Genomic DNA, 22,245 nt, shown 5'->3' on the forward strand with positions numbered 1-22,245 from the left:
CAATGAAGACAGCAATTAATGAAATCAGAGGATATTCTGATAAGTTTAAGCAGAACCTGCTGCAATATGTGCTTTTATTATTAAGCTTGGATTTGTTTAATCAAATAATTATCATTCCGCTTTTTCGATACGTGACTACATTTGTTTTACAAGCGGGAGCTATTCCATTTGTTTCGTATCAAAATGTTGTAACTATTATTACGACAAATACATTGGTTTTTGTCACGTTAATAATTGAACTGATCCTATTATTGATTGTAATTTACGCACAATTTGCATTTTTGCTTTTATCAATTAAAGCAATTGATAATCAAGATTTTCATTTAGGTGATATTTTTAAGCAAACATGGCAAAGAATTAAAAAGATTAGAGCAGGCTCAGTGTTGCTTCTTACGGCATACTTTTTATTAATTATGCCGTTTGCAGACATAGTTTTTAGAACGCCGCTTTTGTCTAAAATTCAAATTCCAGAATTTATTTTGGATTATATGACAAGAAGTCCTATTTTGCTTGGAATCCTAATTGCTGCATATATCATAATTTTTGTTATGGGAATTCGGCTGATTTTAACTTTGCCGATTATGATTTTTCAAGAGAAAAAGACTTGGTCCGCAATGAAAGCGAGCTGGCAGGCAACTAAAAACTGGAACTGGTGGAAAATCTTAAGTCGTTTGCTTATTTTAGCAATTATTTCAATGATTATTCTTGCCGTTTTCTATATTGCGATTTATTTGTTCCAAATTTTATGGGATTTATTGCCTGGGAAATTTTCTTGGTTTATGGCGATCGTTAACTTATCATTGATTCAAATTGGTAGTGAGCTAGTAATGATTTGGGCAATGATTATTGCTTTCTTGATACTTTTTGCACCCTTAAAACTGAAATATGATAAAAATTCCCAAAAGCATTTCTCGGCAAAGACGATTGTTTTTACTAGCATTTTAGCTTTGCTTTTAACTGCAGGCTCAGTTGCTACAAATATTCTCTATATTAATGGCACTAATAGTAAAGGACCAGTTACAGTTTCACATCGCGGTGTTAATGACAAAAATGGCGTTCAAAATACAATTCCTGCTTTGAAGAAAACAGCTAAGTTAAAGCCTGATTATGTAGAAATTGATTTGCATGAAACTAAAGATAAGCAATTCGTTGTTTTGCATGATGAAAGCTTAGAAGAATTAACTGGAGTAAGAAAACTTCCAAGTCAATTAACTTTAAAAGAGTTAACAAAGCTTACGGCAAAAGAAAATGGTCACGAAGCAAAAATTGCTAGTTTTGATCAATATTTAGCAGCTGCTCAAAAACTGCATCAAAAATTGTTAATAGAAATTAAGACCACGCCTAAAGACTCTAAAAAGATCTTACAGCGCTTTAATAAAAAATATGGTCAGACGATCATTAAGAATAAATATCAGGTTCAATCGCTTGATTATCGTGTAATTGAAGGCTTGCATGAAATTAATCCGAAATTATTTGTTCTATACATTCAGCCGTACAATTTCACTTATCCGCATAGTGTTGCCGATGGTTATTCTATGGAATATTCAACGCTTAATTCAGATTTTATTTGGCAGGCTCATGCCGAAGATCATCCTGTTTATGCTTGGACAATTAATGATGAAAAGCTAATGAAGCAAATGTGCTATGACCAAGTTGATGGAATTATTACTGATCGTTTATCAATGGCAAAGAAAGCAATTCGCGATTTTCAAGACAACAGCAATCATGCTAATAGAATCTTAAATTACATTATGGTGTTGCCCACTCGCAGTGAATTAGAGGTTTAATTCCAGAAAAACTTGATCTGAAGCTATATGCATGTTAAACTAAACTAGATTTCGAAAATCTGAAAGGAAGTATAGTACTATGCGTAAAGGTGAAAATTACAACACTGGTTGTGAACCAAACCAAAGACCTAAGAACAAGAGAAACGCAAAGAAGCGTGTTGCTCACGTAGCAGCAGTTGTTGCTTTCTTGAACAAGGCCGCAGAAGACGAAAACAAGTAGTCTCTGTTTAAATAATAAAATGAAAAGCTAAGGCATACATTGCCTTAGCTTTTTTGTATCTTGCATTCCTGTTATTTCTTTGGTAACATAGTAAAAATTTTTAAACTTTTTTCACTAAGGAGGACTAATTATGGGATTAAATGCTTATATTCAAGGTTTTAATAGTTTGGAGTCAATTGATCGTGCACCAGGTTATTTCAAGTATCATCATCACTCTGTGGCGGATCACTGCTTCAGAACAGCTGAACTTGCTCAAATGATGGGAGATATTGAAGAAGTTAAGGGTAAGAAGAAAGTTAATTGGAAAGCCCTCTATGAAAAGAGTTTAAATCACGACTATACTGAACGTTTTATTGGCGATATTAAAACTCCTGTTAAATATGCCACACCACAACTTCGCAAGATGATAGGTGATGTTGAAGAAACAATGACGCATAAGTTTATTAAGGATGAAATTCCTGAAGAATTCCAAGAAATTTATAAAAAGCGTTTATCTGAAGCAAAAGATGATACGTTGGAAGGCAAGATTCTTTCAATTTGTGATAAGCTGGATTTACTTTATGAAGCGTATGGCGAAATTGAATTGGGAAATCCTAATCCGGTATATATGCAAATGTTTAAAGAAAGCCTTGAAACCATTAAAAAGTTTGATGATTTGGTTTGTGTGCAATACTTTATCAAACATATTTTGCCTGATTTATTTAAGGGAGATTTCGCCGGTAAGGATAAGATGCAAAGAATTGCTTTTAGCATCTTGTTAATGGGGGAATAAAACGTGAAATTTCAATGCAGTTCGTGCGGATTACGTATGGACTCACTTCATTTTAAACAACCAGGATTAATGAATCCGAAACTCACCAGCATTTGTGACATTTGTCTTCAACGCGGAGAAATAGCGGAAGATTATGCAAATAATGCAGTGGCGACTTTTGCCGAGGCTTTGCTTTATAATTTTGTCGGTAAAGATGGCGATGATGAAGAAAAGGACTTTTTCGTCAAAACTAAACAAGATCGTAAACATTACGAAGCCTTTTTACAAGATTACGATGGCAATGAATTAGCTGAACAACAGCTCGATCGTAAAGATTTCAATGCAGCCATTATTAAAAGTGAAAATGGTGAAATTGACTATGTTCCAGATCAAGGTCGAGATTTTCAATATAATTTGGAACAGCTTGGCTTAAAAGTCGACTTTCAGTTAAATGAAGTAGACTATATTAATCGTGAAAGAATTAGAGCGAAGTATCATTATCGCTGTCAGTATTGCGGTAGACGTGGTCATAGCGTTGATCATAAGGATCCCGTGTCGCTTTCTCATAATAATAGTTTAGATAATTTAATTTTGTCTTGTTCAGAATGCAATCGAATTAAGTCTAATATGCCATTTAAACTTTTTAAAAAGCTAAATGACCATATTTCTGACATCAATAAAAAACTAGTTAAATATGAAAATGCGTTAGGAACTTTACAAGGCGAGTTTGAAAGGCATCGGCGTGAGCTGGCTGTTAAAATGCATTTAAAAGGCGTAGTTAATGATCCTGAATTAAATGCCATTAGAAAGCAGAATAAGAAGCTTCAGGACGCGATTGATAGCTTGCAAAGCGATTATGACTCTTTGAGAAAAATGCGTGAGAGCTACTTTAATACTGGCTGGAAGATTGCTGAAGAAAATCAAAAACAAGATATTATTTAACGAAAAAACCTCGAGAAAATTCTCGAGGCTTTTTCATTTGGAAAATTATTATCTAATGCGATCCTTTGGTTTAAACAAATATCTATTCCATTTAACATCTTTCTTTACAGTTGGATGGAAGAGGAAAAATGCTAAAAGCAAATCTCCCACATATGGTACAAGGCTTATCCAGTACCACCAACCAATGAAGTTGGCATCGTGCAGACGACGAACAGTGTGCCCAAGTTGAGCTAAGAACAACCAAACTAATGCGGCAATGAAGATGATTCCTAAGATGATTAGGAATGGGAAAAGTCCGTGTAATTCTTCATTAGGTGATGGAATAAGAAATAAAATAAAACCAAAGATATAAAGGAAAATTACAAGAATCACGGAAGCGACAGAATTAATTGCTGTGCCAACCCAAAATGAAGTTCTTGTTGATCTTGCGTCCCATTTGAAGCAATCAAAGAAGTGCTCTTTCAAAATTTGACTAATTGTTGGTACAGGAGTGTCATCAAGATCGTTTTCTTCTTCATATGGTTGATTATAATAAGCAGAAGATGAATTTTGATCGACAGTAAATAAATATTGATTCCATTTTACCGGACGTTGAAGGGATGGCTGCAAGCTTAAATAGAACAAGAAGAATTGTCCTGTTGGAACAAGGCAAAGCCAATACCAATAACCACTATAATTTACGTCATGAAGACGACGAATAGCTTGTCCTAAATTAGCTAAAAATAACCAGATCAGAATCACGCCGACAATTACACCGTCGATCCATTTTAGGCCCAAATTGATATTGCTATTAAAAGCATAGCTTAAAATGATCATGCATAAAATTGATAAAATGGCGTTAATTAAAACGCTCCACCAATATGACTTACGAGTTGTGCGAGCATTCCAAGTGAAGGGATGCAAATATACTTCGCTTAAAATTTGACTAAAGCTTTCTTTAGGTGGCATAGTCAAATTTTCGTCATATGGCTTAATGAAATAATAATCTCTGTTAGTCATATTTTTCCTCCAAGAAATAAAACTTTGCTAATAGTTTAATATAATTTTAACAAAAAAGACAGAGGCGCATTACCTCTGTCTTAGATATTATTTATTCTATTTTAGAAATCCATCTTTCTGAAGTTACGCAAGAATTTTTGTGTCTTTTCATTTTGAGGATTATCGAATAATTGATCAGGATGACCTTGTTCGGTTACAACACCATCGCTGACGAATAAAACATTGTCAGAAATTTGTTTAGCAAAGCCCATTTCGTGAGTAACGATCACCATTGTTAAACCAGTAGTGGCAAGTTTTTGCATAACGTCCAAAACTTCACCAACCATTTCTGGGTCCAAAGCACTTGTTGGTTCGTCGAACAAAAGAACTTCAGGATCCATTGAAATAGCACGAGCAATAGCTACACGTTGTTGTTGACCACCGGATAATTGACTTGGCTTGGCGTTAATAAAAGGATCCATGCCAACTTTCTTCAAGTTTTCTAAAGCGATTTTCTTAGCTTCATCTTTTGAACGCTTTAAAACTAATTGTTGGCCAATCATGCAGTTTTGAAGTACATTTTTATTTTCGAATAAGTCAAATTGTTGGAAAACCATGCCAACTTTAGATCTGAACTTATTACGGTCATAGCCTGGAGATAAAATGTTTTCACCATGGAAATCAATTTCACCGCCGGTAGGTTCTTCAAGCAAATTAATGCAACGAAGAGTAGTAGACTTACCACCACCGGAAGGTCCGATGATTGTTACGATTTCACCTTTGTTGATGTCAAAAGAAATGTCACGCAAAACTTTGTGATCACCAAAGGACTTTTGCATATGCTTTAAGCTTAAAATTATTTCATTACTTTCAGTCATTAGTTGTTAGCCTCCGCATCCTTAGGTGTACCAACTTGAACTTGGTTGGCCATCAAATTGTAGTTCTTATTGCCTTCGAGTCTTCTTTCAATAAAGTTGAAAATACGAGTAATAGTAAAGGTCAATACTAAGTAAATTACAGAAATTGATAAGTAGGTTGGGAAGAATTGGAATGTTTGACTCGCAATAGTTGTACCAACGAAGAACAATTCTGAAACGGAAATGATACTCAATACTGAGGTATCCTTGATGTTTACGATAAATTCATTAGTAATGGATGGCAAGCAGTTCTTAATAGCTTGTGGCAAGATAATGTGCCACATTCTTTGGTTGTGAGACATACCAAGTGCACTGGCAGCTTCAAATTGACCTTCTGGAGTTGAGATAATACCACCACGAATAACTTCGGCAAGGTAAGCTCCAGTGTTGATGGAAACGATAATCAAAGCTGCAACAGTTCTGTTCAAGTTTAAATGCCAGAATTGAGCAATACCATAGTAGATAACGGCAGCTTGAACCATCATTGGCGTACCACGGAAGATTTCAACGTAGACTGACAATAACCATTTGATAACATTAAGAGCCCAACGCTTGCCACGAGTTGTTGGAGTAGGAATTGTACGAACGATGCCTACTAAAAGTCCGATAAAGAAACCAATGATAGTACCGACTAAGGCTAAAAGAAGAGTCATGCCGATACCGCTAAGAATCATGTTGCCGTATTGCTTCCAAGTAGAAACAAGCCAATTTTCTTTCTTAGCACTGTTGCCAGCCTTAGGTTGTTCCTTAATAGCTGTGGCCATCATTTGGTCACGTTTCTTAGTAGAAATGGTTCTTAAAGCAGCATTAACGTCATTTAAAAGTTAGTGTTGCCTTTCTTAACACCAATACTGGTTATTGAATCATCGTGATCAACGTGGAAGCCAGCCATCTTGTTTAAGTTAACAGCAATAATATTAGGGTTAACGTTGTGGTAGCTTTGGAATTCAATGTCTTCAGCAACATATCCATCAATAGTGCCTGATGACAAACTTTGACGCATAGCTGAAAAATCACGCATGGCAGGTTCTCTGTGTGAACCCTTTAATTGCTTAATTAAACCATAATGCAAAGTACCTTGTTGAGCAGTTAATTTAGCACCCTTAAAGTCAGTCAACTTCTTAGCATTTGAGTACTTGCTTGCTTTATTCGTAATTACAACAAAAGTACTCTTTCTGTATGGTTCTGAAAAGTTAATGGCTCTGCGTCTTTCAGGAGTTGGACTCATACCTGCAATGATTAAGTCGATTTTTCCTGAAGTTAAAGCAGGAAGAAGACCGTCCCATTCAGTCTTTTCTACAACGACCTTACGATGAAGTTTCTTACCAATAATTTTGGCAATTTGAACATCATAACCATTAGCATATGAATGCGAGCCACTGATAGGAACAGCACCATTAGCATCATTGGTTTGAGTCCAGTTGTATGGAGGGTAGTTAGCTTCCATACCGATTTTTAATACATTAGAATCTTTTTTAGCAGCTTCAGTTGAATGGCTGTTAAAACTAAATCCAACAAATATGCTTAGGAGCACTGTCAATAAGGCAATGATCCAACGAAATCTTGACTTCAATGAAAAAACCTCCAAATGTTTTCTACTAAAGCCAATACAATAAAAGCGTAAATAAAAACCTCACTTGCCAAAGCAAGCGAGGTTATAAAATCATCAGTAATTAAACCAAATCTTATAGCGCTCCCTGGGGACGAACCAGGACAGTCTACAGAATATTGTTCTGTAGCCCAACAAGCTGTTTTCACGAAAAAGCAGTTTGTTTCGGCGATAAACCTAAAATTAATGATCTTAGCTTTCGTGAACTCACATTAACTTTGTGATTACCGCAACCTCTATTGCATTGGGATATTTATTTAACTGTTGAAAAGATTAAATGATTTTTAATCTTTTGTCAATAAGCTTCAGCTATTAAAACGTTTTCCAGCCGTTATTTTTGTCATAGGAACGTTTTTTCATGTCAGAAACATATGGATTGCCAGCAACATAATAACGTAAAGGCTTGTTTGCCCAAATTGGATCAGATTGATTAATTCCAACTCTAGGAGCAGCAATTATTTCCTGGGCAATTTTTTTATGATTATCATTTAGATCAATTGTGAAAGGTGAATCAGAAAGGAAATGAAGATCCCAATGACGACTGTGAATACCAAAGGCTTGCATCATTTTAGCAGGACCGTTTGTTAGTAAAACACCGTCTTTACCGTTGCGATTCTTCTTCATTGTTTCTAAACCCCAAACTGGTTCGATTGCCCGAACCAAAACTCCCTGCGGTTCATTTTCTTCTTGGCAGGAAACATCAAAGAAGAAGTATTGGCGTTGTGAATAAATATATATTGTTCCGCCAGCACGGTACAAGCCTTCATTAGCTTGACTGCGACGTCCGTTATATGAATGAGCGGCGCGATCGTCTTTGCCCATATAAGCTTCAGCTTCGACAATATATCCGCCAAGTTTTTCGCCTTTATAAGTATAGGTTAAAGGGCGGCCAATTAAATCCTTAGTTATTTCGTCTGTTGAATGATTAGTAAAATAAGTTGAATAATCCATATTTTCCTTTCTGTATTACACTTAAGAAAAAGGGGGATACAAATGTCAGAAATTAAATTAGTTAGAATTTATGAACATGAACAGCCAGAGGGTTATCGAATTCTTGTTGATCGCTTATGGCCACGCGGTATGAGTAAAGTAAATGCTAAACTTGATGAGTGGGATAAGCAAATTGGTCCTAGCAACGATCTTCGCAAATGGTTTAATCATGATGATGAAAAATTTCCAGAATTTGAAAAGAAATACATTGCGGAACTTGATCAAAATGATTTTACACCCGAGTTCATTAAAACAGTAAAAAATGCTTTAAGCAAAAGTGATGTTTTATTTTTATACGGAGCTAAAAATAAAGAGCACAACCAAGCAGTCGTGCTCAAAAATTATGTTGAAAATAAATTATAAATGTTTTTTGCCATGACGTTTGATGCGCCAGAAGTGGAATAAAATAGTTAAACCTAAAACCGCGAAAACAATGATGGCAAAAGCAGTGTTTGGCATTTCATAATGAAGCGGTGGGAGAGCCAATAGAAGTTTTAAGGCAATAATGCCAATAAGAACGTAAGCCATTGGTTGAAGTTCAGGGATGATTTCCATGAGCTTAATAATAATTTCGGCTACGCCTCTCATGCATAAGATTCCGATCATTCCACCGATTAAAACAACAACTGGATTGTCAGAAACAGCTAAGGCAGCTAATACGGAGTCAATTGAGAAAACGATATCCATTGATTCGATTGAAATAACTGTTCGCCAGAAAAGAGAAAGTACATGCTTTCTCTTTTTTTTGCCTTTATGACGAGCTTCTTCACGTTCTTCTTTTTCTTTTTCACGTTCTGCAGCTTGCTTAGGGTGACGTTGGTCATAGAAAAATTTGAAGCAAAGGTAAAATAAATAGATACTGCCGGCTAATTTAATTTCCCAAAAATTAATTAAGTAAGTACCAATTCCAATAACAATAAACCGGAATAAGTATGCGCCCCATAATCCGTATAAAAGTGACTTTTCCTTTTCGGCCTTAGTAGGTAAAACTTGTGTCTGTGCAGCTAACACTACGGCATTATCTACTGATAGCAAACATTCCATAATGATCAAAGTAAGAATGATCATCCAATCTTTGCCGCTAGTAAGAACGTGTCCCCAATTTTGAAAATCAAAAAAAGGGGCATACATTTTAATAATTGCCATGCAAATAACTCTTTTCTAAATTAATTAAACGTAATTTTTCTTTTGCACCTAAACGATATCCACCAATTTTACCATTAGACATAATTATCCGATGGCACGGAATAACAATTAATACAGGATTTAATGCCACAGCGTGTGCAACAGCACGAACAGAACGTGCATTATCAAGCGAGGCAGCTATGTCACCATAACTAACTGTTGTTCCGTAAGGAACTCTGGTAACCATTTCAAGAACTCCTCGTTGAAATGGTGTTCCAAAACTTGAAATATCGATTGGTAAATCAAACTTTTGTCTTTTTCCAGAAAAATATTCTTTTAATTCTTTTACATAAGGCTTTAACCGTTCAGGATCACGAATAAGCATGCGGTTTGGATAATAGCTGTAAATAGAAATTCCTTGATCATTTTTAACGCCTACGTAAGCCAAGCCGTCGCGTGTTGCCGCTAAAACGTAAGTCCAAGGCGCAATTTCTACATTATCATAGTAGAGTATTTCATCCATTATCCTCACCACCCTAAAAAAATTTAAATTACAGAATAACAAGTATATAAATTGATTTCAATTATAATTTATCAAATACATCAATAGCATCATCGATAATTGCGTTGATTCCCGAAGCAGGAATTTCCGTCTTATTAATAGCCCAAACTTTTGCTTGCGGATTTTTATAAGCTAAAAGCTGAGCAAATGGATAGACGACAAAGCTTGTCCCTGAAATAATAACTAAATCAGATTTTTGCATTGCTTCTACCGATCTATTCAAATTTTCTGGATTAATAGCTTCCCCGTATAAAACAATTCCAGGGCGAATAATTCCACCACAATTTTTATGCTGGTAGCTTTGACTGTATTCTTCGTATGAGACAGGCTTATTACACTTAGGACAATGAATGTCATATAAATTGCCATGAAATTCGATGACATTTTTATTTCCTGCTCTACTATCTAGTCTATCAATATTTTGAGTAATTAACGTTCCTTTTTTATTACATATTTTGGCAATCTTTTCATGAATAATATTAGGTTTAGCATTAGGAAAGTACATATTGTTCATGACAAAATTGTGGAAAAATTTAGGACGATTGAATAGTGTTTCAGCACTTAGAATTGTTTCAGGACTTTCTGAAACACCATTGTAGATTCCGCTTTTTGAACGATAGTCAGGAATTCCTGAGTGAGTAGAAACTCCTGCTCCGGTTAAAAATACAACATGTTTAGCATTATTAAGATCATTTTTTAAAGCTATAATTTCATCTGAATTGTCCACTATTTACACTCTTTCTCTTAAAAACGTCTATTAAATTAATTATAGAGCGCAATTTGATATAATGGATGGAAGATGATTAGAGAGGAAAAATAGAAATGCAGGATTCTTTTTATAGCATTATCAATATATTATTGCTTGTCTATGCTTGTTATAGTTGGTATTGGCAAGCAAAATTAGAATTGCGAGGAAAATATCGCATTTCTATTTTGATTTGGACGCTTATAATTATTTGGCTAGGCTTTAGCTGGAATTATTTTGAAAAAAGCGATACGGGAATAAATATTTTCTTAGCCTTACTTTTATTAATCAGTATTATTGACGGATATACAGGTTTTGCATCAAAGAGAATAGTTGTTTCAGGATACTTTAAAAGAACAGTTTCATATTCTGAAGTTGAAAGTCTTCTTTTGTTAAAAATTAATGGCTTAAAAAAGCCAACTGTTGCCTGTATCATGGGGACTTCAAAAGGCAGACAATATTATTTACGCTTTAATGCGGATGTTAACCAAGTATTGGGCGTTTTAAAACAACATATGGATCACAACATTCGTGTAGAAGTACGAGAATTACAAAAATAGCCTAGGGATTAACCTAAGGCTATTTTTTGGTTGCTATAAAATTGGCGAAAGCATTCTAGAAACTCTCTGTAAAAAGCGTAGCCAGCGTCCTTGTTTTTGAATCATTTCCTTCGTAAGTAGAGTAGATTGCTGCATATCTTTTTTGAAAGAATCAGCCATTTTTTTATTGAAATTTTTATCGTAGAAGACAGCGATATCTTCAAAATTAAGATCATAAGAACGATAATCTTGATTCATTGATCCAACTGTAGAATAAAGATTATCGACAATTGTTGTTTTAGCGTGAATAAAACCATTATTGTAAATATAGATTTTTACGCCGTAACGGGTGAGTTCGTTGGCATACCACTGTGTTGCGCGATAAATGAATGGATGGTCAGGCATGCAAGGAATCATGATTCGCACGTCAACTCCAGACAAAGCGATTGTTTGCAATGCAGCAAAAACGGCGTCGTCAGGGATGAGATATGGCGTTTGAATCCATAATCTTTTTCTAGCTAATAGCATCAAGCGCATGACCCCGTTACGCAAATATGGTTCATAACGATCTGGGCCATCAGATACAATTTGCGTTGAAACGCAGTCCTCAGTGATTTGATTTTCATCTAAATCTGGGAAAAATAGGCTGTTATAGGTGATAACGTCAGTGTTTTTTCTGATTGATGCATTCCAGTCCATTACAAAGCGTTCTTGTAAAAAGAGCGAAGCAGAACCAACGATACGCACCTGGCTGTCGCGCCAATAACCGAATTTCTTTTTTCTTCCTAAATATTGATCACCAATATTGAAGCCACCTGTCCATGAAATCTTTCCATCGACAACAACGATTTTTCTGTGCAAATGATAGTTAATACGATATCTCGTAATCATGTTGCGTGACGTTACGAATGGTAAAACTTTACCGCCAGCGTCGCGCAGTTGATCAAACCATTTTTTAGTAGCCCCCATTGATCCCCAAGCGTCATAGAGAACATGAACTTTTACGCCTTGTTTTGCCTTTTGGATAAGCAATTCAAGAATTTCGTTGCCGATTTGATCATTATAAAAAGTATAAAACTCTACATTTACAGTTTTTTTGGCACGTTTGATATCACGAATCATACCATCGAACATTTCGCGTCCGTCAGTATAAAGTCTTACTAAATTATTCTTGGTTAGCGGTACTTCACCGTTTTTATTAAAAAAATTGACAGCAATTTCACCTTTATTTGAAGTATCTGAAGGACTGATTTTTCTCGGGGCTTTGTCAATTTCTTTTAAAACATTTTGTAATCCAAGGTGATGCTGGCGATTAATGGCAAAAATATCTTCTTGTGAAATTCCTCTTCCGAAGAAAGCGTATAAAGTTAAGCCTAAAGCCGGCAGTACTAATAAAATAATCAACCAAGCCCATGTTGTTGAAACTGAGCGTCGTCTGTGAAAGACAATGTAAAAGGCTAAAATGGTGTTAGTAATGACAATAACGCGCCAAAGATCGTGGAGCCAGATCACAATTTTCCCCCTAACTTCTTATTTCTTTATGCCAATAAATTTGTCAACAATGTCGATTACAAAAGGATTGTCATGCATCCAACTATGTTCGGCATATTTTTCGCCCCGGATTTCAACTTCTTGATAAAAATGTGCTTGCGGAGCCAGAATGTAGCGAATACTTTTGGCGGAAACAACAGAGATGAATTTATCAGTATTCGTATCGTCCAGAACGTTGCCGTAAATATTTAAAACAGAAATATTGGAATTAAATCTTTTTCGTCTAAATAAAAGATATAGATAATGCGGGTTCATAACTGATGGGCGACCTTTTTCGTTCAACACGTTAACATTAGGAATATCGCCTAAGTAAGTTACACCATCAAAAGGTCCGGCAATAAATGCACATTTGTTGAGATGCGGAAAACTTTTTTGCCAGGAATGTTTCATTTCTGTTCGAATTACGCAAGGACAGGCGAGTGAATGGGCAACAGCTGTATAGGTTTTGAAATGGTAACGTTTGGATAAAAACGGTAAGACAAAGCTTAAATAATAATCAATGCCATAGATGCCGACAATACGCTGACGAAAAGCGATTTGGATAATCGGTTGCTTGTCGCCGGTCCATGTACCTTCAAGCCGAAAATTTCCAAAGAGATCAACAGTTACTTTCAAAAATTTGTCTGCTTGCTTGTGTGTGTCCTTTAATGCTTGATCAACCATAACTTTGGTTGTATAGTCACCGCCGCGAAAACCATGGAAGTAAATAATAGGAATTTGTTCAAAGTTGCCTTTTTTCTTTTCAACAGTTACATGATCTTCAATGTGTTTTCTATGCATGCGCAAAAAGATACGAGTAGGGGCAAAACTAGCGATTAATCCTAAAGAAATCATGTTGAAAAGGCTAGGTTCCTGCCATAAATTGTGTTTACGATTTTTTTCAGCTTCTTCAGCATATTTTTTAGAATTGAAAAACATAGTTCCACCACCTTTGCATAATAATTCTATTCTAACATTGAACTAAAATATTTAGATGCATCAGAATAACAAAAAAGAGCTTGGAGATCCAAACTCTTTTTAGCTTCTATTACTTAATTACGATTACGCCACCAAATAAATGACTGAAGAAGTTAACAATGCTGTTCCACAATTGTTGAAGAGCATTTTGATTTTCTGGTGTATTCAATTTATCAAAAATGCCTTTAGCACTGTTTTGAATTCTTTGAGAAAGTGCAGCCGCTTGCTCCTTGAAGTGGCCATTTTTAAGGGCACCAGAGTCACGAATTTCAATCAAAATATTAACAATTTGATTCTTTTGATTGTTGTTAATAGTGTCACCTAAGTGGTTGATCTTGATTTGGTTGTTAACAATGTCGCGAATTTGACTGTCAGAAATATTATTGCCGATTTTAGCCATATCGTTTTTAGCACCAGCGACAGCATTATTCAATTGAGCATCAGTATAGCCGTCTTTATTCTTGTTTTCCTTGGTAATGCCACTTAAAGTATTCATTTCATCTTGTGCGGCATTAACTTGGCTTTGATTTAAAGCATTGCCGTTTTTCGCATAAGCTGCGTAAACGCCGGCTAGTGCGCCCGAACCGTCAATTGGAATTGCACTTGTAACGTAAATATTGGCATCGGTAATTCCCGCTGTTAAAGCAGCATTTTTATATTGGTTGGCAGTAATTGCTGTGATATTGTTTTTGCCGTTATAGTCAAGAATTTTAACGTTGATTCCTGAACCAGAGCTTGTTTTTTGAATCATCGCACTTGACCAAACTCCAGAAGATGTTGTGAAGTTGTCACCGGATGGATTCAAATATTTAACTAGGTCTTCACCTGTAACTGTAATGGTCTGATAGTTGCTACCGTTTAATGGAGCAGTCAAGGTTTTGATTGTTCCTTGTTTTTGACTATCAGTAAGGGATGTTCCTAATGTAACAACAGGGGTTTGATCATCATCGGCATGCACCGTTTTGGTCTCAAAATTACTGAAAAACGCGACCGTGCTGACAAGTAAAATTGTCAAAAATGTAATTGCTTTTTTCATGATTTTTATTTTCTCCTTTATATGTAACGCTATTATACTAAACGATTAAATAAAAAGGTCAAGCCTTGATTTAAATTTAAGAAGCTTTGTAAAAGCTTAATTATGGTCAAAATGTATTCCACTACTTTAGATGGTATAATGTTAACAATATGGGGGAAAATATATGTTAGATCAACCTGAATTAACTGTGATTATGCCAGTTTACAATATGGAAAAATACTTAGCTAGAGCCTTAGATCATCTAGCTGCACAAAATGATTCCAATTTTAAATTACTAATTGTTAACGATGGTTCAAAAGATAAAACAAGAGAAATTGCAGAAAGTTATCGTGACAAGTTTCGGTATTTTAGAATAATTAATAAGCCAAATGGTGGCTTATCTGATACTCGTAATGTTGGGATGGATAATGTCGATACGCCATACTTTACTTTTCATGATGGCGACGATTGGGTTGATCCTGGTTATACTGCTTATTTTGTACGTGCTTTTCATGAACATCCGGAAGCTGCAATGGTTAGTTGTGGCTTTTGGATTGATTATGAAGATAAAAATGGCAAGGATTCAATTCCGGCTACTAAAAAGCCAATTCATCGAATGCTTACTAAGGCTCAGACTTATCGTCAAATAGTGAACTTTTTAGGATCGCTATTTTTCAATAAGGCATTTGTATCACCTGTTAAAGGCTATACTTGGAATAAAGGCTATAAAACTTCTGTTGTTCGTAAGCACAATTTGCGTTTTGTGAAGAAACTTGCCTTTATGGAAGATCAAATTTTTAATGTTAGATATCTTTCATTAACCGATGGTTTTTACTGTGATAGCGTATCTTTATACCATTATTGGCAACGTAATGACAGCATGGTTCATAACTTTAATTTGAAAATGGTGCCAGATAATTTCAAAGCAAACTATATTGTTTGGAAAATCATCCTTTCAAGTTTATGGAATGAACATAAGAGGAATTCTCGTCGATCTCAAAGCAATTTGATCAGTATTGATGAAGGGAATAGTAATGAAAGAAAAGGTTAATGGAGTTGATCTCTATTATCATAAATTAGGAAAAGGAGCGCCGCTTCTTCTTCTTCATGGTCATCACTTAGATGGTGGTATGTTTGATAAAATTATTGCGCCACTTTCGCTGTATTTTACCGTGTACGTGCTTGATATGCGTGGACATGGCTTAAGTAATGGCGATATTGCGGAACACTATCAAACTGAAGTTGAAGACGTTTATTCTTTTATTAAGCAAGTTGGCATTGAAGGCTGTTGTTGCTTTGGCTTTGATGCTGGTGGCTTGGTGGCGCTAATGCTTGCTAGTCAACATGCACATGTTTTTAAAAAATTGATCGTTGCTGGAGTTTTCGTTAATGGTGCGGGGATTCGTCCTTACCATTATCTAACAGAAGGTTTCCATCGCTTTTTAAGATTAGATCGTGATAGCCGTGTTGAATTAACTGAAAGCTTCATGTCGGAAGATAATTTAAAGAAAATTCAGATTCCAACTCTTTGCGTAGTTGGTGAAAAAGATTGGGTTAAAGTTGAACATGTTCGTTGGTATAGTCAATTAATACCTAATGGTCGTTTGATTCTTATGCCACGTCAAACCCATGATAGTTACGCAGTTAAAAGCTTGAAGCTTCTTGATTTAATTAAAACTTTTTGCAAATAATTATAATTGGTATAACTTTCTATTATATTGTGATAAAGTACAGTTATAAGGATAAGTTTTAATTAAAGGAGAAAATCAATGGTCAAAGTTGTTGTACTTGGTGCTCATGGAAAAGTAGCACAAATTGCAGAAAGATTTTTGTTTGCAGACAAAGATGTAGATACTACTTTGTTCTTACGTGATTCAGAACGTATGGCTGATAAAAAGAATGAAGCAACCATTATTGATGGTAGTGCAACAGATGCTGCTCAACTTGAAAAGGCAATGAAGGGTCAGGATATCGTTTATGCAAACTTAGGTGGCAAAGATGACATCGACCTTGAAGCTGAAGCCGTGGTTGAAGCTATGCATAATGCAAATGTAAAGCGTCTTATTTGGATTTCTACTTTGGGAATCTACGATGAAGTTCCAGGCAAATTTGGTGAATGGAATAAGGAAACTTTAGGCGATTACATTACTGAATATGCCAAGGCAGCTAAGAGAATTGAAGATTCTGATCTTGATTACACCATTATTCGTCCAACATGGATGGACGATAAGAATGAAGTTGACTATGAAAAATCCAAGAAGGGTGAACCAATTACAGATACTGAAGTTTCTAGAAAATCAGTTGCTGCTTACGTTTACCATTTGATTAAGAATCCTAAAGAAGATGTTAAGCAATCAATTGGATTGGGTAAGCCTAATACTGAAGGCGACAAGCCAAGTTGGTATTAATTAATAGCTAATTTAATAAGAATGATTAATCGTTTCTCAATTTAGAGAAGCGATTTTCTTTTTTACAAGCTTTTATACGCTTTTTTGGTTATAATAGACGTGCATATATATAATTTTTATTTAAAAGAGGTAGCTATGAACAAGGAAGAACTTCATGAATTATTGCACCCAATGAAAGTTATTGGTTTGGGTGGTAATCCAGCATTAAACGAAAAGATTGCAGCAATTTTGAATCAACCATTGATTGAAACTGCTGTTCATCACTTCAGCGATGGTGAAATTCAAGTTAACATTGGTGAATCTGTCAGAGGTTGTGATGTATTCGTAATCCAATCAATTCAAGATCCAGTTAATGAAAACTTCATGGAACTTGAAATTATCTTGGATGCTTTGCACCGTGCTTCAGCTCATACCATCAACGTTGTTGTTCCATACTTGGCATACTCACGTTCAGATACTAAGACCCGTTCACGTGAACCAATCACTGCTAAGTTGATCGCAAACTTGCTTCAATTAACTGGTATGGATCGTTTGATCGCCGTTGACTTGCATGCTTCACAAATTCAAGGTTTCTACAACGTTCCTGTTGATCACTTGCACGCAATGCCACTTTTGGCACAATACTTCTTGGATAATGGTATTGCAGTTAAGGGTGACGATGATATCGTTGTTGTTTCACCAGATCACTCAGGCGCAAAGCTTGCACGTAACTTTGGTCAATACTTCGATGCTCCAATTGCTATTGTTGATCAACGTGGCGCACGTTACGATACTGAAGTTCATGACATGATCGGTGACGTTAAGGGTAAGAAATGTATTATCGTTGATGATTTGATTGATACAGGTTCACGTATTGCCTCATCAACCAAGTCAGTTTTGGCTGCAGGTGCTAAGAAAGTTTATGTTGCTGCAACTCACGCACTTCTTTCTAAAGACGCAACTGAAGTTCTTAACGAATTGCCAGTTGAACAAATTGTTGTAACTGACACTATTAAGCACAGTCGCTACCCAGACAGAATGGTAAGAATTTCTGTTGATCAATTGCTTGCACGCGGTATTGATTACGTTTATAACGATCGTTCAATTCACCAAATTTTTGATGAACAAAACCGTTTGAAGTAGTTTTAATCTGATTTGGTTTGAATAATAAAAAATAATCCTCAATATTTGGGGATTATTTTTATCGAAACGATTGATCTTTTTGTATTCTTATAATATTTTATCGTTGATATAATAAAACTAATTATTTTATATAAAGGGATATGTAGGGAGAAAGCGAATGGCAAGACGCAAAAATATGAAAAGACGAAGAGTTATTCTTGGGAATACTTTTCGTTTAATCAGAGAAAACGGGATGGATAATGTGTCCTTGCAAATGATTGCGGAAAAATCAGGTATTTCAAAATCTTTGCTTCAGTCATATTACCCACATAAGTCAAAATTGATCAGTGATATTGTACGCAACTTGTTCACTACGCTCGGCTCACAAGTCGATAGCTATGATAAAATCAACAATTGTTCACCATATGCACATATGAAGGCATTTATCTATACAATTGGTGTTTTAGGGATGAAAGATGAAGGCTTAGATCGTATTATTTCTCAAGCTTTTACCAATAACGAAACTTTAGATAACTGGAGCATAATGCTTTTTGATTGGGTACGCGACATTCATTTATTTGATGAAGTAAATACCAGCAAAGATGAATTAGAAAGCGGCATTTCTTTTGTAACAATTGGTGTGGGTCGTTTGTATCATGATCGTAAAAAGCATCATTTGAATGCAGAACAATTGGCAGATTATGCGACAGGCTCTTTAATGTTTAGTTTTTGTCACTGTAAACCAGAAGAAATTGACCAAGCTTTGAAAGATGGTCACGATATTATTGAATCAGCTGATATGGAAAAAGTTCATCGTGCAATTGATACAATGTTTGATGAAGGTAAAGAAATTATCAGCTAATAAAGGGGAGAGCTTATGGTTAATGGCTCACGAGCCGATTTGCGCCGAATGGATCAGGAGCAAAATAGCCAATACAAACGCATACTTGCTTTTGTTATTTTTATCATTGCGACCTTAACAATGATTACAACAACTTTTCTGAATCCTTTTTTCATGAAGAAGCAGATTAGGACAAGCAACAATCGTGCAGTTATTGTTCGGCAAGTTAATGGACATTTTGATCGCTTAGCAGATTTAATTGGTGCAGATCATGAGGAAGATTCTAATTTGCTTACTATTGATCAAGCAGAACCAATTGCAGATCATGTAATTGATTATGCTTTAGGAGTTCACTGGGTAAAGGTAAGCAACCTCAATTTAGCCAAGCAAATTTTAAACGATATTAATGCCAGCATTGATAAAGGTGCTTCTAGCGATGCGCAGATCGTAAGTAAAAAACTTAAAAAGACAAAAAGTAATGCACCTTATGCGGTGAGCCGCGCGTTTGATTTGAGCGTGGTTACTTTGGGCGCCAATATTTGCTCATTATTATTTGTTGTGAATGTGATTATTGTCATTGTGACATTTATTTCTTTTATTTCATTAATCAGTGATATGAAGTCAAAAAGCGGTTTAAAAGAACTTATTCATGACATTACAGCCGCGGGAATGTGGAGCGGATTTTGGATAATTCTTATTTTTGGCTTGTTATCAGTTATTCCAATCTTCTTTAATTTAGAAAGTTTATTGTTGGGTGATGTAGGCTATTGGTTAGAAATTGCCAGCAGCATCTTTTTAGACTTCGTAATTGTCGGTGTTGTCATGTATATTGTTTGTGCAATTCCATGGCAGGCAACTACCCCAAATTAATAAATAAAGAGCCTAGGGCATTTGCTCTAGACTCTTTTAGTTTGTCCATGTTATACTAGTGCAATAGTTTAATTATTTTTTAATAAAGCTAGCGGGTGAGATTTTATGAGAAAAACTAAAATTGCAGCAATGTTTATGACGTTGCTTATGATGTTTTCTCTTCTTTTTTCATTTAGTAAGCCAACTTATGCCGCAAGTAGCGACAAGAAAGTGGCTGAAGGTACTGTTTTAAAGAAGATTAAGAAAACAAAAACATTAGTAGTAGGAACTTCAGCGGACTATCCGCCACTTGAGTTCACAGCCAGCCAAAATGGTAATACTAAATATGTTGGCGTAGATATTGAATTAGCAAAAGATATTGCTAAAGATTTGCATGCCAAATTGGTGATCAAAAATATGAGTTTTGATTCACTTTTGGTTGCTCTGGAAACAGGAAAGGTAGATATGGTTATTTCTGCCATGACGCCAAGTCCTGAACGTAAAAAGAGCGTAGATTTTTCAAAAATTTACTATAAACCAAGTGGCGAATATTTCTTAATTAATAAAAAAGACCGTAATAAATACCGATCCATCCGCAACTTTAAAGGCCAAACAGTTGGTGCACAAACGGGCAGTATGCAATACCAATTAGTGCAAAAGCAGATGAAGGGCTCAACTGTTAAAGGGCTAGGAAAAATTAATAACTTGGTTTTGGCACTTCAATCAGGCAAAGTGGCCGGTGTTGTTGTCGAAGAATTAATTGCTAAGGCGTATGCGCAAAACAATAAGAATTTGTTGGCAGTTAAATCTGATTTGAAAGAATCACAAGCCGGCAACGCTGTCGCAATTGCTAAGGGGCAAGACGATTTAGTTAAACAAGTTAATAAAACTATTGATCATGTCAAAAAAGACAATTTAATTGATAAAGATTATTTACCAGCAGCTGCCAAATATATGAAGACAGCTAATAAAAACAATGGCATGTCCAAATATATTCCCTACTTTGTAAAGGGTATTTGGTACACGATTGTTATCACTATCTTTTCAGTTATAATCGGGGTAGTTCTTGGCACGCTTTTAGCATTAATGCGTTTGTCAAAGATCAAGATTATTCATTGGATTGCAGTTTGCTACATTGAATTTATCCGTGGTACACCGCAAATGGTACAAATCTTGTTTGTTTACTTCGGTGTGGGATATTTGATTTCTAACTTGTCAGCCGTTGTTGCAGGTATTATTGCCATTGGACTTAACTCTGGGGCGTATGTTGCCGAAGATATTCGGTCAGGGATTAATTCAATTGCCAAAGGTCAAACTGAAGCGGCACGTTCACTTGGCTTAAGTCAGGCGAAGACTTACCGTTTTGTTATTATTCCTCAAGCTTTGAAGAATATTTGGCCAGCTCTTGGCAATGAGTTTATTACTTTATTGAAGGATAGTTCTTTGGTATCAGTAATCGGAGTTTCAGAATTAATGTATCAAACACAATTGATTCAAACTTCTACGTATAAGGGTGTATTGCCATTATTTATTGCCATGATTCTTTACTTCATCATGACCTTTACTTTATCAAGAATTTTGAATCATTTTGAGAAACGGATGAAGCACAATGACTAAAGCAATGATTGAAATTGACCATCTTAAAAAGACTTTTGGCAAAAATGAGGTTTTAAAAGACATTTCAGCCGAAGTCGATAAAGGACAAGTAATTTGTATTATTGGGCCTTCAGGTTCAGGTAAAAGTACGTTTTTGCGTTGCCTAAATGTTTTAGAAAGACCAACTTCTGGAAAAATCATTTTCGATGGGACAGATTTGGCACATTTAAAAGATGGTAAAGAATTAGATAAATTAAGAGAAAAGATGGGCATGGTTTTCCAAAGCTTCAATCTTTTCCCAAATATGAATGTAATTGAAAATGTTAAGTTAGCTCCTATGCAAGTCAAGGGTATTGATGAAGCTCAAGCCGAAAAGACTGCCTTGGAACTTTTGGAAAAAGTTGGTTTAGCAGATCGTGCCAAACAATATCCAAGTAGCCTTTCCGGTGGACAGCAACAGCGTGTGGCGATTGCCAGAGCTTTGGCGATGGAACCAGAAGTAATGCTCTTTGATGAACCAACAAGCGCGCTTGATCCAGAAATGGTTGGCGAAGTTTTAAAAACTATGCAGGACTTAGCTGATTCAGGGATGACAATGGTTGTTGTAACGCATGAAATGGGCTTTGCTCGTGAAGTTGCGGATGAAATTTGGTTTATGGCTGACGGCTATTTGCAAGAAAAAGGAGAGCCTAAACAATTTTTCGAACATCCAACTAGCGACCGGGCAAAGGATTTCTTATCAAAAGTTTTATAGCAAAGTAA

23 protein-coding genes, 1 pseudogene and 1 riboswitch are annotated in these 22,245 nt (G+C 35.6%); of the genes and pseudogenes, 14 read left to right on the plus strand and 10 right to left on the minus strand.

The features are described from left to right. Positions 1-2 precede the first annotated feature (2 nt). The 4 genes from JCM6256_RS04740 to JCM6256_RS04755 all read left to right on the plus strand — a co-directional run bounded on the left by JCM6256_RS04740 (position 3) and on the right by JCM6256_RS04755 (position 3,700). A complete protein-coding gene (locus JCM6256_RS04740; protein WP_025080629.1) occupies positions 3-1,787 on the plus strand; it encodes a glycerophosphoryl diester phosphodiesterase membrane domain-containing protein in 1,785 nt (594 codons plus the stop codon). 79 nt (positions 1,788-1,866) lie between these two features. Continuing rightward, complete coding sequence (locus JCM6256_RS10690; RefSeq protein ID WP_155833163.1) at positions 1,867-2,007, plus strand: hypothetical protein; 141 nt, start codon at positions 1,867-1,869, stop codon at positions 2,005-2,007. A 130-nt stretch (positions 2,008-2,137) separates the two neighbouring features. Beyond that, positions 2,138-2,779 carry a YfbR-like 5'-deoxynucleotidase gene (locus JCM6256_RS04750; RefSeq protein ID WP_025080630.1) on the plus strand — a complete coding sequence of 214 codons (642 nt, stop codon included), beginning with the start codon at positions 2,138-2,140 and terminating at the stop codon, positions 2,777-2,779. Between the two features lie 3 nt (positions 2,780-2,782). Continuing rightward, positions 2,783-3,700 carry an HNH endonuclease gene (locus JCM6256_RS04755; RefSeq protein ID WP_025080631.1) on the plus strand — a complete coding sequence of 306 codons (918 nt, stop codon included), beginning with the start codon at positions 2,783-2,785 and terminating at the stop codon, positions 3,698-3,700. 48 nt (positions 3,701-3,748) lie between these two features. Here the strand turns inward: JCM6256_RS04755 and JCM6256_RS04760 are convergent, their stop codons facing one another. The 4 genes and pseudogenes from JCM6256_RS04760 to JCM6256_RS04775 all read right to left on the minus strand — a co-directional run bounded on the left by JCM6256_RS04760 (position 3,749) and on the right by JCM6256_RS04775 (position 8,155). Continuing rightward, complete coding sequence (locus JCM6256_RS04760) at positions 3,749-4,699, minus strand: DUF805 domain-containing protein (protein ID WP_025080632.1); 951 nt, start codon at positions 4,697-4,699, stop codon at positions 3,749-3,751. A 101-nt stretch (positions 4,700-4,800) separates the two neighbouring features. Beyond that, on the minus strand, positions 4,801-5,556 hold the full coding sequence (locus JCM6256_RS04765) for an amino acid ABC transporter ATP-binding protein (RefSeq protein ID WP_025080633.1): 756 nt from the start codon (positions 5,554-5,556) through the stop codon (positions 4,801-4,803). Next, positions 5,556-7,168, minus strand: a pseudogene (locus JCM6256_RS09815) (ABC transporter substrate-binding protein/permease). Before JCM6256_RS09815 ends, JCM6256_RS04765 begins: the two are co-directional and overlap by 1 nt. 107 nt (positions 7,169-7,275) lie before the next feature. Then, positions 7,276-7,451: riboswitch (Lysine riboswitch) on the minus strand. 65 nt (positions 7,452-7,516) lie between these two features. After that, the gene (locus JCM6256_RS04775; RefSeq protein WP_025080634.1) at positions 7,517-8,155 is read right to left on the minus strand and encodes a DNA-3-methyladenine glycosylase; all 639 of its coding nucleotides are present in this window, start codon (positions 8,153-8,155) and stop codon (positions 7,517-7,519) included. 42 nt (positions 8,156-8,197) lie between these two features. On the opposite strand from JCM6256_RS04775, the gene JCM6256_RS04780 reads away from it, so the two are divergent. Further along, positions 8,198-8,557, plus strand: coding sequence for a DUF488 domain-containing protein (locus JCM6256_RS04780; protein ID WP_025080635.1), 360 nt, complete (start codon positions 8,198-8,200; stop codon positions 8,555-8,557). Here the strand turns inward: JCM6256_RS04780 and JCM6256_RS04785 are convergent. The 3 genes from JCM6256_RS04785 to JCM6256_RS04795 form a co-directional block, all read right to left on the minus strand. Next, positions 8,552-9,340: a TerC family protein gene (locus tag JCM6256_RS04785; protein WP_025080636.1), complete on the minus strand. Its 789-nt coding sequence runs from the start codon at positions 9,338-9,340 to the stop codon at positions 8,552-8,554. The genes JCM6256_RS04780 and JCM6256_RS04785 overlap by 6 nt on opposite strands. After that, on the minus strand, positions 9,327-9,842 hold the full coding sequence (locus JCM6256_RS04790; protein WP_025080637.1) for a methylated-DNA--[protein]-cysteine S-methyltransferase: 516 nt from the start codon (positions 9,840-9,842) through the stop codon (positions 9,327-9,329). The genes JCM6256_RS04785 and JCM6256_RS04790 overlap by 14 nt, the downstream gene beginning before the upstream one ends. 61 nt (positions 9,843-9,903) lie before the next feature. Continuing rightward, on the minus strand, positions 9,904-10,608 hold the full coding sequence (locus JCM6256_RS04795; RefSeq protein WP_025080638.1) for an NAD-dependent protein deacylase: 705 nt from the start codon (positions 10,606-10,608) through the stop codon (positions 9,904-9,906). 89 nt (positions 10,609-10,697) lie between these two features. Here JCM6256_RS04795 and JCM6256_RS04800 point away from each other — a divergent pair, with 89 nt between their 5' ends. Beyond that, entirely contained in the window at positions 10,698-11,186 is a 489-nt protein-coding gene (locus JCM6256_RS04800) for a hypothetical protein (protein ID WP_420835900.1), read from the plus strand. A gap of 33 nt (positions 11,187-11,219) precedes the next feature. Here JCM6256_RS04800 and cls read toward each other — a convergent pair whose 3' ends face one another. The 3 genes from cls to JCM6256_RS04815 form a co-directional block, all read right to left on the minus strand. Beyond that, positions 11,220-12,677 carry a cardiolipin synthase gene (cls, locus tag JCM6256_RS04805; protein ID WP_025080640.1) on the minus strand — a complete coding sequence of 486 codons (1,458 nt, stop codon included), beginning with the start codon at positions 12,675-12,677 and terminating at the stop codon, positions 11,220-11,222. Positions 12,678-12,695: 18 nt separating this feature from the next. Then, entirely contained in the window at positions 12,696-13,634 is a 939-nt protein-coding gene (locus JCM6256_RS04810) for an alpha/beta hydrolase (protein ID WP_025080641.1), read from the minus strand. 109 nt (positions 13,635-13,743) lie between these two features. Beyond that, on the minus strand, positions 13,744-14,709 hold the full coding sequence (locus tag JCM6256_RS04815) for a DUF1002 domain-containing protein (protein WP_025080642.1): 966 nt from the start codon (positions 14,707-14,709) through the stop codon (positions 13,744-13,746). Between the two features lie 163 nt (positions 14,710-14,872). Between JCM6256_RS04815 and JCM6256_RS04820 the strand changes: the two genes are divergently transcribed. The 8 genes from JCM6256_RS04820 (at position 14,873) to JCM6256_RS04855 (ending at position 22,237) form a co-directional block, all read left to right on the plus strand. After that, positions 14,873-15,739, plus strand: a complete 867-nt coding sequence (locus JCM6256_RS04820; protein ID WP_025080643.1) for a glycosyltransferase family A protein — start codon at positions 14,873-14,875, stop codon at positions 15,737-15,739. Next, entirely contained in the window at positions 15,723-16,379 is a 657-nt protein-coding gene (locus JCM6256_RS04825; protein WP_025080644.1) for an alpha/beta fold hydrolase, read from the plus strand. Before JCM6256_RS04820 ends, JCM6256_RS04825 begins: the two co-directional genes overlap by 17 nt. A 78-nt stretch (positions 16,380-16,457) precedes the next feature. Next, positions 16,458-17,096 (plus strand): NAD(P)H-binding protein, encoded by a 639-nt coding sequence (locus JCM6256_RS04830; protein WP_025080645.1) that lies wholly within the window; start codon positions 16,458-16,460, stop codon positions 17,094-17,096. Between the two features lie 135 nt (positions 17,097-17,231). Continuing rightward, a complete protein-coding gene (locus JCM6256_RS04835) occupies positions 17,232-18,218 on the plus strand; it encodes a ribose-phosphate diphosphokinase (RefSeq protein WP_025080646.1) in 987 nt (328 codons plus the stop codon). 157 nt (positions 18,219-18,375) lie between these two features. Continuing rightward, complete coding sequence (locus JCM6256_RS04840; protein ID WP_025080647.1) at positions 18,376-19,059, plus strand: TetR/AcrR family transcriptional regulator; 684 nt, start codon at positions 18,376-18,378, stop codon at positions 19,057-19,059. 15 nt (positions 19,060-19,074) lie between these two features. Then, positions 19,075-19,908 (plus strand): hypothetical protein, encoded by an 834-nt coding sequence (locus JCM6256_RS04845; protein ID WP_025080648.1) that lies wholly within the window; start codon positions 19,075-19,077, stop codon positions 19,906-19,908. 105 nt (positions 19,909-20,013) lie between these two features. Then, positions 20,014-21,504, plus strand: coding sequence for an ABC transporter substrate-binding protein/permease (locus JCM6256_RS04850; RefSeq protein ID WP_025080649.1), 1,491 nt, complete (start codon positions 20,014-20,016; stop codon positions 21,502-21,504). After that, on the plus strand, positions 21,497-22,237 hold the full coding sequence (locus JCM6256_RS04855) for an amino acid ABC transporter ATP-binding protein (RefSeq protein WP_025080650.1): 741 nt from the start codon (positions 21,497-21,499) through the stop codon (positions 22,235-22,237). The genes JCM6256_RS04850 and JCM6256_RS04855 overlap by 8 nt, the downstream gene beginning before the upstream one ends. The last annotated feature ends 8 nt before the right edge of the window (positions 22,238-22,245 follow it).

It is taken from the genome of Lactobacillus hamsteri DSM 5661 = JCM 6256 (assembly GCF_000615445.1).
GTDB lineage: Bacteria > Bacillota > Bacilli > Lactobacillales > Lactobacillaceae > Lactobacillus > Lactobacillus hamsteri.